The organism is Methanolobus sediminis, from assembly GCF_031312595.1.
Lineage (GTDB): Archaea > Halobacteriota > Methanosarcinia > Methanosarcinales > Methanosarcinaceae > Methanolobus > Methanolobus sediminis.
The window spans coordinates 1,001,451-1,015,190 of sequence record NZ_CP133592.1; the positions used below are offsets into that span (position 1 = coordinate 1,001,451).

Here is a 13,740-nt window from a genome sequence, read left to right on the forward strand (position 1 = left end):
ATAAAAAAATCAAAGTCCAGGGCATCATGAAACCGAGAAAGATTCACAGATACTCAATGATCAGAAGATATGGCAAGATCGTTGATGCACTTGTAAAATATGAATTCGGTTATATTGTTGACAGAATGGGACTTCAAAATCTAAGACCATTAAGGTCAAGGATAAGAAGACAGGAAAAAGTTCTCAAAGATACTGATACAGGACCAATGAAAGCCAGGATGATGCTTGAGGAACTTGGTCCTACATACATTAAGCTCGGACAGATCCTCAGTATGCGTCAGGACCTCATACCTCCTGAATACGCAAATGAATTTTCAAAACTTCAGGACAATGTACAGCCATTTGAAATGGATGAAGTGGAAAAACTTATCAGATCTGAACTTGGTTCTGAAATAAAAGACATTTTTGAATGTTTTGAACCGGTACCCATTGCAGCTGCCTCCATTGGCCAGGTCCATCGTGCAAAACTAAAAAGCGGCGAAGATGTTGTTGTCAAAGTACAAAGACCGGGCATCAAGAAGATAATAAATTCTGACCTGGACATCATGTACAGTATCGCATCTTTTGCAGAAGAGCACCTGCCTGAAGCTAAACTCTATCAGCCAATCGGAATCGTAGAGGAATTTGAACGTACCATTAAAGCTGAAATGGATTATACCCAGGAGGGCAGGAATGCCGACCATTTTGCACGCAACTTCAGGGATGATCCACGTATATACATACCCAGAGTATATTGGGACTGCACCAGTGCAAAAGTACTCACACTTGAATTCATAGATGGCGTAAAAAGCAGTTCTTTTGAAGAACTTGAACGTATGGAAATTGACAGACAGGGAATTGGCATCGATGTCCTGAAAGCATTTATGAAACAGATATACGATGACGGCTTTTTCCATGCTGACCTTCATCCGGGAAATGTATTCATCATGAAGGATGGAAGAATAGCACTTCTTGACTTTGGCATGGCAGGATATCTCTCCCAGGACATGCGCACCCTGCTTATCGATGACCTGATAGCCATTAGCAGAGGAGACACGGTCCTTTACATTGAACTTCTCAGGGAACTTGGCTCTGTTGATGAGAACACTGACATTTCAGCACTTAAGATAGATATTGACCAGTTGATCTACAAGTACTATGGCAGGCCTCTGAGACAACTGAACACCGCATTGATACTTGAGGAAATGATTAACCTGCTGAGAAAATACCAGGTAAGAGTGCCTTCAAATGTTGCACTGCTTTCAAAGGGAGCAATGACCGCTGAAAGCTTTGGCAACCTCATGGACCCGGATATCAACCTGGCAGTCATAGCAGAGCCTTTTGCGAAGAAAGCAATAAAGGACAGGTTAAGGCTTACCAATATTGCGGAAAGTACTTTTAAGGATGCAAGCAATTGGGCAAGAGTTCTCCATAAAGCACCGATACAACTAGGACACATACTTGATGTTGCGGAAAGAGGATACCTGAAGCTGCGTTTTGATCCTCACGGATTTGACAGGGTCGTGTCTGAGATTGATGCTGCGAGTAACCGTCTTTCGTTCAGCCTTATAATTTCAGCCATAATAGTCGGTTCATCATTTATTATACAAACCGGAATGGAGCCACACATATGGGGAGTACCTTTGCTTGGAGTGATCGGTTTTCTCATGGCAGGATTCCTGGGAATGTGGCTTGTGATATATATCTTAAGGACCGGAAGAATATAAGAAAAAGAACATATATTTATCGCACATCTTAAATAGACAAAAATATAACTATACGCCGTTGAAGTGTCCTTCGATGAACATCTTCGGGTGAAAAAATGACAGATCCAAACGTTGAAAGAAAGCTTGTTGAAATAATGCGTATCATTAATGAAAGCGACAAGCCTTTAGGTGCACGCCTTATCGCTGATGAGCTCCATAACCGTGGTTATGCAATAGGAGAAAGGGCAGTCAGGTATCATTTGAGAATACTGGATGAGCGTGGCTTTACCAAGAAGCACGGATACATCGGGCGTACCATTACAGAACGTGGAAAGAAGGAACTCAATGATGCACTTATAAGTGACAGGTTCGGTTTTGTCATCACCAAAATTGAAGAGCTGATATATAAGGCAGACTATGACCTTGAAACCGGCAAGGGAAACGTGATCGTCAATATTACCAATATCGACAAGGACGACTTTGATAATGCCACAGATATAATAAAATATGCCATGGACCATGGTGCTACTATCAGCCCGAGAGTTGGAATCCTTGAAGAAGATACTGACCTTGATATTTATGTACCGGATGGAAAAGTGGCCATTGCAACTGTGTGCAGTATCACTTTTGACGGGTTGCTCCTTAACAATGGAATCCCGGTTGTCCCGGTTTTTGGAGGGGTTATGCAGATGGAGGATTACTCACCTGCAGGCTTTTTGGACCTTATCTCATACAGCGGAACATCCATCGACCCTATAAAGATTTTCCTGAGACGAAAAGCAACATCCATACTTGAAGCTATTGATACAGGTAATGGGAAGATGCTTGCTAATGTCCGCCAGATCCCTGTATCAGCCGCCACAAGAGCTGAAGAGTTGCTCAATATTGCCAGCAAACATGATATTACAGGCCACCTCACTATAGGTGAACCTGGGGAAGACGTGCTCTATGCCCCTATTGAGAGAGGAAAGATCGGTATTCCTGTGATGGTTGGAATTAACTCAGTTGCTGCTGTTGAGGAAGCTGGTATAAAAGTAGATACACACCCTGTATCTGCAGTTATGGAATACAGCAAAATGAAAAAACTCTGAGCAAGATCTGCTTGCACAGAACCTTTTTTTACTCATTTATCCTTTGCAGGAATCTTTTTACTATTAATATGCAGTAATAGAGAAACAGACATGTCTAAACTTTTTTATAAATGACGTTATATTAATATCTTGCCCCATACAAAGCGCAAATAAGGATATATTGCACGAAAAAACAGAACTCTTTTTATATTAATGCGTACTAAAAATATATAATGTGTGGGATTTGCAATTTTTAGCTTAATTTAGTTGCTAAATACGACTAACTGTAGATATTAATTGCAAGTATATTAATTTAAATGGTGAATGTTTTGCGATTAAACCGAACTATTTAAATAGTATGAAGTCTACACATAGCATCCGTCTTCCTGAGAAGACAAAACAAAGGTGTTACTCATGTATGGAATATCACAGAAACTCAATTCAAAGATGATCTGGCAGGTTTTACTGCTAATGAGCGTCATATTTATGGTATTTATAGGTCCAGCATCCGCTGAAACAATAGAAGAGAACGCTGCATCAATAGCAAATCTTCAGACAGCACTTACTGCAGTCTGGCTGATTATTTGTGGTGGTATAGTGTTCCTCATGCACGCAGGTTTCTCACTTGTTGAAATCGGCCTGACAAGAACAAAGAACACAGCCAACATTCTCATGAAGAACTTCATGACAGTTTGCCTGGGCATCATTGTATACTGGATCGTAGGCTGGGGAATAATGTACGGTGCTGACTATGCAGGTCTTATAGGCATTGACCAATTCTTCCTCATGGGAGCTGACAATGCAGTATGGAATGGATGGTGGTTCCAGATGGTCTTCGCAGCAACCGGCGCAACAATCGTATCCGGTGCAATGGCTGAGAGGACTGACTTCAAGGCATATCTCATTTACACAGTATTTATGGTTGCACTCATCTACCCTGTATACGGTCACTGGGTATGGAGCGGTGCAGGAATTCTCACAGGCGGGTTCCTCGTAGACGCAATCGGACAGTCATTCCATGACTTTGCAGGATCCGGTGTAGTACACTCAATTGGTGGATATTCAGCTCTTGCAGGTGTAATGCTTGTAGGTCCAAGGATCGGCAAGTTCAAGAACGGCAAGGCAATACCAATTCCAGGTCACAGCCTCCCACTGGCATTCCTTGGTACACTCATCCTGGCATTCGGCTGGGTAGGATTCAACGGCGGTAGTACCCTTGACGGTAACGACCCATATATGAGCCTAGTAATCGTAAACACATTCCTTGCAGCAGGTGCAGGTGCAATCATGGTCATGATCATCACATGGATGAAGACAGGAAAGCCTGACCCATCACTCACAGCAAACGGTTTGCTTGCAGGTCTTGTAGCAATAACAGCACCATGTGGATCAGTAGCAAACTGGGCAGCAGTTGTCATTGGTCTCATTGCAGGAATTGTAGTATACGTAGGTGTAATGTTCAATGAAAACACACTCAAGCTGGATGACCCGGTAGGCGCAATTGCAGTACACGGATACAGCGGTACCTGGGGACTTCTCGCAGTAGGTATCTTCGCACTTGGACAGGGTGACGGATCACCACTCGCAGATGCAGCATACACAGCAGCAGGAGCAGGACTGATCTACGGTGGAGTATCACAGTTCATGATCCAGGTTGTAGGTGCAATACTCAGTATAGTATGGGCATTCGTAATCTCATTCATAATCTTCAAGATACTCGATGTAACAGTTGGACTCCGTGTATCCGAAGAACATGAGATCACAGGACTGGACGTTGTAGAACACGGCATCAGTGCATACCCAGAATTCATGATCCTTAAGGAGTGATGTTAAATGATGAAGATAGAAGCAATCATAAGGCCAACAAAGATCCACGAGGTCAAGGATGCTCTTGACGAAGCAGGATTTGAGAGTGTAACCGTGACCGATGTAAAAGGCCGTGGTAAGCAGAAGGGCGTAATGCAGCAATGGAGAGGACGCAAGTACTGCGTAGATCTCCTTCCAAAGATCAAGATGGAAATGGTAGTTGCTGATGAGAGCGTTGACAAAGTTGTCGATGTCATCATGAAGGTCGCAGCAACCGGTTCCATTGGAGACGGAAAAATCTTTATCTACCCTGTAAGCAAGATCGTCAGGATCCGTACAGGAGAAACAGACGGAGACGCACTTTAAGTGCTCTCTATTCTCTTTTATTTTTGATATTACAACACTTCTACGACAAAACCTAAACAATCACTGTGAGCCCCGGAAATTCAACATATACCTATTGTAAAAGGATTCTGCAGTCCAGTTGTCACAATATAGCACTTCCATAGTTTCGGGGCTCTTCCCTAAAATTACTGTTTTTTTAATAATTCATTTTCCCGGATAAAATCCATAATATAATATATTTTAATTATATACTATTGCCCGTGATACTTTGACGGGGAAGGATAAAATACTGATAGTAGACGATGAGAAGATCAACATCGCTGTTCTTACATCGTACCTGACGGACAATTATGATGTGATTACAGCGTATAGTGGCGAAGAAGCACTAAAGATAGTGAAGAATGATGTGCCTGATCTCATCTTACTCGATGTTGTCATGCCAGGAATGGATGGGTTTGATGTATGCCGCATCATCAAACATGATTATAAACTCGATTTTATACCTATAATAATGCTTACAGCACTTACTTCGAGGGATGATCACCAGAAAGGCATAGAAGTTGGTGCAGATGATTTTCTTAAGAAACCTGCTGACAGGTTCGAGCTTGACAAGAAGATCACAGCACTTTTACGTATCAAAGAACAACACGACTCACTTCTGCGTGACCGCAATAAAGCATATGAATACCTGGACTATGTGGGTGTTTTAATAGCAGTTCTTGACAGGGACTACAAACTTATCCACATTAACCAGAAAGGTGCGGACATCCTTGGATATAACAGGAATAATATCATAAACCGGGACTGGATAGATCTTATTGTATCAGAGAGCTATGCAAACTTTGTTAAGAGAAAATATGACATGCTTCTGGATGGGATCATGGACGAAAACGAATGTTCCGAATATCCCATAATGACAATAACCCGCAAAGAAAGACTTTTTAAATGGCACTATTCAGTCCTGAAAGATGCAAAAGGAAACATCACAAACATCCTGATGTCAGGAGAGGACATAACCGAGAAGAGAAAGGATGAGATAAAGCTCATGGAATATGCCAGAGAGCTTCAGAAATCCAATGATATAAAAGATCTTTTTACCGATGTCCTCCGCCATGACCTGCTAAACCCTGCAGGACTTATCAAATCATTCACAGAACTTCTTGAAGAGACAGCGACCAGTGAGAGACAGGAAAATCTCATAGCGAACATTAAAAGGTCAAATATCAAGCTCATAGAGCTTATTGAGAATGCTGCAAAACTGGCAAAGCTTGAATCCATTGATGAAATGGTATTTGTAAAGACAAATATTTCTCAGATCATAAATGATGTACAGGACAATTTTGGGCAGGAACTGAAAAGTAAGAATATGACCCTGAAAATTGAGACTTTCGGCCAACATCAGGCACTTGCCAACCCAATGATCGAAGGAGTAATTTCTAATTTCATATCAAACGCTATCAAATACAGCCCGCAAAACACCAATATCACAGTAAAAGTAGAGAATTTTACAGACAAATGGAAGATCTCTGTGGCAGACCAGGGGGATGGTGTTCCTGACAAGGACAAAGAAGCTGTATTCACGCGTTTTAACCGTTTACACAAGGAAAGTATCAAGGGTAGCGGAATAGGGCTTGCTATTGCAAAAAGGATCATGGATCTTCACGGAGAAAGCGTTGGTGTTGTTGATAATCCGGAAGGGCATGGAAGTATATTCTGGTTTACCCTGAAAAAAATGTTGTAATTACAAAGTCTGATTAACAAAATTTGAAAAAGGAATGGTGCACAGTGTTGTGCACCTGTCTATTTTACAACTAAATAAGGTGGATGTCGTATGCAATCTCACCGTGAATGGACATATCAAGTCCCTGATGCTCCTCGTCATCTGACACCTTTACCGGCGTGATATAGTTGATAGCTATGAGCATTATGTAGGTGAATACAAATGCATAGAGGGACGCGGCAGCCACTACAATAAGCTGTATCATGAAGAAGCTGCTGCCACCATAGAGGAGACCATCGGCACCATTTGGATTGATAGCTGTTGATGCAAATACACCGAGAAGCACAGTACTAAGCACACCGCCCATGCCGTGAACTCCCCATACGTCCAGTGCATCATCCATCCTAGCTTGTTCTTGATGTGAACACAGTGGTAGCATACAAATCCTGCTGCTATCCCAAAGAGAGCTGCTACAGGCATTGACACATAACCTGCTGCCGGTGTGATGGTTGCAAGTCCTGCTACTGAACCTGTAAGGAGTTCCACAAACTTTGGTTTTCCCTGTTTAATCCATGCAATCGTGAGCCATGTGATGGCAGCAAAGGATGCTGAGATGTCTGTGTTGAGGAAAGCAAGAGGTGTGATAGTGTCAACATTAAGCTCACTTCCTGCGTTAAAGCCATACCATCCGAACCAGAGAAGTGCTGTGCCTATTGTAACCAGCGGGAGACTGTTTGGCTTGGATGCGCGGTCTTTTCTTGAGCCTACATAGAACACAGATTCAAGTGCTGCAAAACCTGCTGTGGCGTGAACGACAATCCCACCTGCATAGTCAAGAACTCCGATGTTTGCGAGCAGACCACCGCCCCATACCATATGGACGAATGGATAGTACACAAGTACCTGCCAGAGAACAAGGAATATGAGATATGCCTTGAAGGTCACACGGTTGACAAATGCTCCTGTGATAAGTGCCGGAGTGATGATAGCAAACATCATCTGATAGGATATGAAGACGATCTCAGGAATTGCATCGTTAGCTGAGAATGCTGAGGTTATGGTTACACCATTTAAGAACATCTTGTCGAGGTTACCGATGATGCCACCTGCACCACCGCTGAAGCAGAGAGAGTAAACCACAATGAACCAGAGAATTGTTGTGATTCCAAGGGATACGAAACTTTGCATCATTATCCCCAAAATATTGCGTTTGCATGCCAGTCCGCCATAGAAAAAGGCAAGGTCAGGGGTCATGACCATAACAAGGCTCGTGGCCACCAGCATAAATCCTGTAGTACCTGTATCAAACATAAACATATACCTGCCTAAATAGGGCTTGCCCATGCAAATAGATAGGAATAAATAAGATGAAATAATACATAGGATTCCGTTGGCATCCTAACAAGCATAGAACCTGCTTTTTAAAGCAAACAAAAACGAAACGAAACACACATCAAACCCTGTAATCATGGAAGACCAGCCATGAGAAAAACGTTCACAGGGAAACGGTGCTAACTACCTCTTAGGTGATAGGTCCGCCCGAATACAGCCCCAATCCTGGTGCGGACACTTCCTACTTCTAACTAGATGTACTGCATGATCATGCAAACATGGCAGAAATGATGCTAATCTGCTTAATAATGCAGATATACATTGCCTTGACGTGCAGGATCGTTTTCATTCAAAATATTAGAAGCACAATAAGAGTATGCCATATTTGGATGAAGAATTCTTTTTTTGCAGGATATAAAATGCAACGACCCTGCCAAAGTACACCATGTCGTATTGATAAAACAGATATTTCTACAAGAGTGATAGGCAGAAGTCACCACTAACGTATATGAATCGGTACAAAATAAAGCTCGTGTTTCCGGTGCTTACCTATTTTAAAGTATCGTAAATTAAAGGACATATAATGCAAAAAAGACAACGAGAGACAGAGTTGAAAAGACATGAAGAAACTCTGGCTATTCATTAATTGATAGTTGCAACCGTTGCTGTTTTTGTTTACAAGAGAAGATTCCACGATCAAATATACAAAAGTATTAAATACTAGTAAGTAGTACAACAGCTGCCGATACCCGAGAGAGGATAGAGGCACACAAACATGGACTATCGACCCATTGATAGATAGAGAACTATGAACTGTGAAAAAAATCAGAGAGAAGGGAATCATTTCAGGAAGATCTAACCAAAACCTGGTCCCTATTTCATCTAAGAATATTGTATAAAAATCGAAAGTATTGCCTTAACCAAAAAGTGAAGTAGAACAATAAGAGTTCAGATTGTTTGAGTATATAAACGTTTACCTAAAAAGGAAAAAAAGTCCCAATTTTGGACTAAATGAGATGAACGTTATCTACAATACATCTTTTTTTAGGAACTCACACGATAATGCCTCATGCAATTGGTTACGCCTATTATTCCGAAAAAATCCAATAGATCACAGTGAATAACTTTATATATGGTAACATAGTACATAGGATTCCGTTGTACGATACAAAGCAACGCAGCTCCAAAAAATAACACAGTCGTACAACAAAACAAACAAACAAAAAAACACATCAAATAAGTACAGAAGGAAAAGACCATGCGACAAGTAGCAATATACGGAAAGGGCGGAATCGGAAAGTCAACAACAACTCAGAATTTGACCGGAGCACTCGCCACCATGGGCAAAAAGATACTGTTAGTAGGATGTGACCCAAAGGCAGACTCTACAAGAATGCTTCTCGGAGGTCTTAACCAGAAGACAGTACTTGACACCCTTAGATCAGAAGGCGACGAATCCATTGAACTCGACAAGCTTATCCAGCCAGGATTTGGCGGAATCAAGTGTGTAGAATCAGGCGGACCAGAACCTGGTGTAGGTTGTGCAGGAAGAGGTATTATCACCTCAATAGGACTCCTTGAGAACCTTGGTGCATACGAAGAAGATCTCGACTACGTATTCTATGACGTACTCGGTGATGTAGTATGTGGAGGTTTCGCAATGCCAATCAGAGAAGGAAAGGCACAGGAAATCTACATTGTAGCCAGTGGTGAACTTATGGCTATCTATGCAGCAAACAACATCTGCAAGGGTATCCAGAAGTACGCAAAGGGCGGCGCACGTCTTGGTGGAATTATCTGTAACAGTAGGAATGTAGACGGAGAACGTGAACTTCTCGAAGCATTTGCACAGAGGCTTGGAAGTCAGCTCATTCACTTCGTACCAAGAGACAACATTGTACAGCGCGCAGAAATCAACAGAAAGGTCGTCATCGAATTTGACCCAGAGAGCCAGCAGGCAGAGGAATACAGAACACTTGCAAGAAACATTGACAACAACGAGATGTTCGTCGTTCCAACACCACTCGACATGGAAGACCTCGAAGCAATGATGGTAGAATTCGGAATAATTGAAGTCTAATTATAATATCTGAGGTGAAAAACTATGCAGATGATTCGTGCAATTATCAGACCAGAAAAGGTAGTTGATGTAGTAGATGCACTCGAAAAGGAAGACTTTGTCTCCCTTACCAAGACCGATGTATTCGGAAGAGGTAAGCAGAGAGGTATCCACACAGCAGAATTACAGTTTAACGAACTTCCAAAGACAATGCTTATGCTGGTAGTTGAAGATGCTGACAAGGACAAAGTTCTTGAGATCATCACTGCTTCAGCTCGCACAGGAAAGTACGGAGACGGTAAGATCTTCGTAAGCCCAGTAGAAAGCGCATACACAGTCCGTACAGGCGCAAGCGGACTTTAAATCCGGAGGGATTTTAAATGAAGGAAATAACGGCGATCATCCGCATGAACAAGGTGCAGAAGACACTTGATGCCCTTGATGAATGTGGATACCCCTCATTCACCGTAGAAAAGGTGATGGGTCGCGGTAAGCAAAAGGGATTATGCTTCGAGTTCAACCCTCCACTTCCTGAACAGCCAGAGCCAGAGCTTACTCACGTGCCTTTTGTCCCAAAGAGAATGTTCACAATCGTTGTGGATGACCAGGCAGCTGATGAGATAATACAGAAAATAATCACAATAAACCAGACAGGCCATGCAGGAGACGGAAAGATCTTCGTTACAGACATACCTGAAGCGGTCAGAGTAAGGACCGGAGAAACTGGAGAAGAGATCGTAGGGAGGAATGTCGAATGAGTTCTGAAGTAGAAAGATCACAGCAAGTCATCGACGATATGATGAAGATCTATCCTAAGAAGACTGAAAAGGATAGAAGAAAGCACTTTACAGTAAAGGACTCCTGCGAAACAGAGCAGCACATCGAAGCCAACGCCAAGACAGTCCCTGGTATAATGACAAACCGTGGTTGTGCCTATGCCGGTGGAAAGGGTGTGGTAATGGGACCTATCAAGGACATGGTTCACATCACACACGGCCCAATTGGCTGTGGTTACTACACCTGGGGAACCAGGCGTAACATGGCCAAGGCAGAAGAGGGCGGTGACAACTATATGCAATACTGTTTCTCAACAGACATGAAAGAAACAGATATTGTATTTGGTGGTGAAAAGAAGCTCAAGGAAGCAATTGATGATGCAATGAGAATCTTCAAGCCTGGAGCTATCTCCATCAATGCAACATGCCCGGTAGGACTTATCGGTGACGATATTGAATCCGTAGCACGTAATGCAGAAAAGGATTATCCTGGTTTAAAGGTACTGGCTCTTCGCTGTGAAGGATACAGAGGTGTAAGCCAGTCTGCAGGACACCACGTTGCAAGTAACGTAATCATGGAACAGCTCATCGGTACTGAGGAACTTGAGAACCCAACACCATTTGACATAAACATCTTTGGTGAATACAACATTGGTGGTGACCTCTGGGAAGTCAAGCAGCTCTTTGAGAAGATAGGATACCGTATAGTTTCAAGCTTTACTGGAGACGGTTCATACCACAACATCTCAAAGGCACACATGGCAAAGCTCAGTATCCTCCTCTGTCACAGGTCAGTTAACTACACTAACCGTATGATGGAAGAGAAGTACGGAGTTCCATGGCTCAAGGTCAATTACGTTGGTGTTGAAGGAACAAAGAAGACACTCAGGAAGATGGCTGAATACTTCGATAACGAAGAACTCACAAAGAAGACTGAAGAAGTAATTGAAGAAGAAATGGCAAAGATCCAGCCAGAACTTGAGAAGTACAAGAACAAGCTTCAGGGCAAGACAGCATTTATCTATGCTGGCGGTTCAAGGTCACACCACTACCAGAACCTCTTTGAAGATCTTGGAATGAAGGTACTTGTTGCAGGATACCAGTTCGCTCACCGTGATGACTACGAAGGAAGACAGATTCTTGACGGTCTGAAGGAAAAGGCATCAAGTGGAATTCTTGAAGACCTCCACTATGAGAGAGATGAGAACTTCACACCAGCTATCAGTCCAGAACGTATGGCAGAACTCAAGGAAAAGCTTGGCCTTATGCAATATGAAGGAATGTTACCAGAAATGAAGGATGGTGCAATCATGGTGGACGACCTTAACCACCACGAGACAGAATTCCTCATAAAGGAACTCAAGCCAGACCTGTTCTGTTCCGGTATCAAGGACAAGTACTGGGCACAGAAGATGGGTGTCCCATCCAGACAGATACACTCATATGACTACAGCGGTCGTTACACTGGATTTACTGGTGTACTGAACTTTGCAAGAGATGTAGACATGGCAGTAAACAACCCAAGCTGGAAGCTCCAGAAGACCCCATGGAAGGGAGAATAAAGGAGGCCTGAAAAATGTTAGATTATACACCAAAGGAAAAGGTGGAGAGAAATGCACTGGTTGTTAACCCTGCAAAGATCTGCCAGCCTATTGGCGCAACATATGCTGCGCTGGGTATACGCAACTGTATGCCCCACAGCCACGGTTCACAGGGATGTCTTTCATACCTGAGAATGGCTCTTACAAGACACTTCAGAGAACCAACCATCGGTACAACCAGCAGTTTCTATGAAGGTACTGCTGTATTCGGTGGTGCATCAAACCTTAAGAAGTCACTTGAGAACATTGAAGCTGTATACACACCAGAAGTAGTTGCAATCCACACTACATGTCTCTCAGAGACAATTGGTGACGATGTAGGCTCTATTATTGAATCTGTAAGGGAAGAAGAACTCATCGACCCATCCATCAAGCTCTGTTCAGCATCAACCCCAAGTTATGTGGGTTCCCACGTAACAGGTTACGACAACATGGTAAAGTCATTTGTCACAACCTTTGCACAGAAGACAAAGCCAAACGGCAAGCTGAACCTAATTCCTGGTTTTGTAGACCCAGGAGACATTCGTGAGATGAAGAGAATACTCTCCATCATGAATATCCCTACAATAGTCTTCCCTGACCAGACAGATGTCCTGGATACCGGAATGGGAATGGAAAGAGAACTGTTCGCAAATGGCGGAACACCAATCGGTGACGTAGAGGACAGTGCAAACTCCATGGGTACCATCGCACTCTGTGGAATGGCAGGCGGCGCAGCAGCAACCGTATTCAAGAACAAGTTCAAGATGCCAGTCCAGATCGGACCTGCACCAATAGGCATACGCTATACAGACAGGTTTGTCATGAAGGCAGCTGAGCTTGCAAATGTAGCAATCCCACCTGAACTTGAACAGGAAAGGGCAAGGGTTGTTGACATGATGACAGATGCTCACCCACACTTCTATGGTAAGAAGGTAGCCATATTCGGCGACTGTGACATAATAGAAGGTCTTACAAGCCTTGTGCTTGAAATGGGAATGGAGCCTGTTGTAGTTCTTTCGGGATCAATTAGCAAGGCTTACGTTGAAAGAGTCTCTGAAATGGTACACCCACTGTACCCTAACGCACAGATTCTTGACGAAGCTGACCTTTTCACACTCCACCAGATCATAAAGAATGAGCCTGTAGACATGCTGATCGGTAACACCTATGGTAAGCACATTGCTCTTGCCGAGGATATCCCACTGATCAGGGTAGGGTTCCCAATCATGGACAGGGCAAACCTGCACCACTTCCCGGTCATGGGATACGCAGGAGCAGCTCGCATGATCGAGTGGATAGGAAACACATTCTTGGACATCAAGGACAAGACAATTCCTGAAGAAGAAATAGAGGTCGTACAGTAA

At 43.1% G+C, this 13,740-nt stretch carries 10 protein-coding genes and 1 pseudogene; 10 read left to right on the top strand and 1 reads right to left on the bottom strand.

Features of this window, described 5'->3' with window-relative positions; genetic code table 11:
- The first annotated feature begins 26 nt into the window (after positions 1-26).
- From RE474_RS04780 to RE474_RS04800, 5 genes are all read left to right on the top strand, one after another.
- Positions 27-1,706 (top strand): ABC1 kinase family protein, encoded by a 1,680-nt coding sequence (locus RE474_RS04780; RefSeq protein ID WP_309311837.1) that lies wholly within the window; start codon positions 27-29, stop codon positions 1,704-1,706.
- A 95-nt stretch (positions 1,707-1,801) separates the two neighbouring features.
- Complete coding sequence (locus tag RE474_RS04785) at positions 1,802-2,776, top strand: DUF128 domain-containing protein (RefSeq protein WP_309311838.1); 975 nt, start codon at positions 1,802-1,804, stop codon at positions 2,774-2,776.
- A 393-nt stretch (positions 2,777-3,169) separates the two neighbouring features.
- Positions 3,170-4,582 (top strand): ammonium transporter, encoded by a 1,413-nt coding sequence (locus RE474_RS04790; RefSeq protein WP_309311839.1) that lies wholly within the window; start codon positions 3,170-3,172, stop codon positions 4,580-4,582.
- 6 nt (positions 4,583-4,588) lie between these two features.
- Positions 4,589-4,927 carry a P-II family nitrogen regulator gene (locus tag RE474_RS04795; RefSeq protein WP_309311840.1) on the top strand — a complete coding sequence of 113 codons (339 nt, stop codon included), beginning with the start codon at positions 4,589-4,591 and terminating at the stop codon, positions 4,925-4,927.
- 247 nt (positions 4,928-5,174) lie between these two features.
- Positions 5,175-6,647, top strand: coding sequence for a response regulator (locus RE474_RS04800; protein ID WP_309311841.1), 1,473 nt, complete (start codon positions 5,175-5,177; stop codon positions 6,645-6,647).
- Between the two features lie 70 nt (positions 6,648-6,717).
- Here the strand turns inward: RE474_RS04800 and RE474_RS04810 are convergent.
- Positions 6,718-7,970 (bottom strand): annotated as a pseudogene (locus tag RE474_RS04810) (ammonium transporter).
- A 1,246-nt stretch (positions 7,971-9,216) separates the two neighbouring features.
- Here RE474_RS04810 and nifH point away from each other — a divergent pair.
- From nifH to nifK, 5 genes are read left to right on the top strand one after another with little or no spacing between them, the layout of a single operon-like run.
- Entirely contained in the window at positions 9,217-10,038 is an 822-nt protein-coding gene (nifH, locus tag RE474_RS04815; protein ID WP_309311843.1) for a nitrogenase iron protein, read from the top strand.
- A 24-nt stretch (positions 10,039-10,062) separates the two neighbouring features.
- The gene (locus RE474_RS04820; RefSeq protein WP_309311844.1) at positions 10,063-10,380 is read left to right on the top strand and encodes a P-II family nitrogen regulator; all 318 of its coding nucleotides are present in this window, start codon (positions 10,063-10,065) and stop codon (positions 10,378-10,380) included.
- Positions 10,381-10,397: 17 nt separating this feature from the next.
- Complete coding sequence (locus RE474_RS04825) at positions 10,398-10,775, top strand: P-II family nitrogen regulator (protein ID WP_309311845.1); 378 nt, start codon at positions 10,398-10,400, stop codon at positions 10,773-10,775.
- Positions 10,772-12,355, top strand: a complete 1,584-nt coding sequence (gene nifD / locus RE474_RS04830; protein WP_309311846.1) for a nitrogenase molybdenum-iron protein alpha chain — start codon at positions 10,772-10,774, stop codon at positions 12,353-12,355. Before RE474_RS04825 ends, nifD begins: the two co-directional genes overlap by 4 nt.
- A gap of 14 nt (positions 12,356-12,369) precedes the next feature.
- Positions 12,370-13,740, top strand: a complete 1,371-nt coding sequence (gene nifK / locus RE474_RS04835; protein WP_309311847.1) for a nitrogenase molybdenum-iron protein subunit beta — start codon at positions 12,370-12,372, stop codon at positions 13,738-13,740.

What these genes read in the sequence shown, in the direction of transcription:
- RE474_RS04795 (WP_309311840.1), top strand. Translation starts at nt 4,589, where the DNA reads ATGATGAAGATAGAAGCAATCATAAGGCCAACAAAGATCCACGAGGTC.
- RE474_RS04820 (WP_309311844.1), top strand. Translation starts at nt 10,063, where the DNA reads ATGCAGATGATTCGTGCAATTATCAGACCAGAAAAGGTAGTTGATGTA.
- RE474_RS04790 (WP_309311839.1), top strand. Translation starts at nt 3,170, where the DNA reads ATGTATGGAATATCACAGAAACTCAATTCAAAGATGATCTGGCAGGTT.
- nifH (WP_309311843.1), top strand. Translation starts at nt 9,217, where the DNA reads ATGCGACAAGTAGCAATATACGGAAAGGGCGGAATCGGAAAGTCAACA.
- nifK (WP_309311847.1), top strand. Translation starts at nt 12,370, where the DNA reads ATGTTAGATTATACACCAAAGGAAAAGGTGGAGAGAAATGCACTGGTT.
- RE474_RS04785 (WP_309311838.1), top strand. Translation starts at nt 1,802, where the DNA reads ATGACAGATCCAAACGTTGAAAGAAAGCTTGTTGAAATAATGCGTATC.
- RE474_RS04825 (WP_309311845.1), top strand. Translation starts at nt 10,398, where the DNA reads ATGAAGGAAATAACGGCGATCATCCGCATGAACAAGGTGCAGAAGACA.
- nifD (WP_309311846.1), top strand. Translation starts at nt 10,772, where the DNA reads ATGAGTTCTGAAGTAGAAAGATCACAGCAAGTCATCGACGATATGATG.
- RE474_RS04780 (WP_309311837.1), top strand. Translation starts at nt 27, where the DNA reads ATGAAACCGAGAAAGATTCACAGATACTCAATGATCAGAAGATATGGC.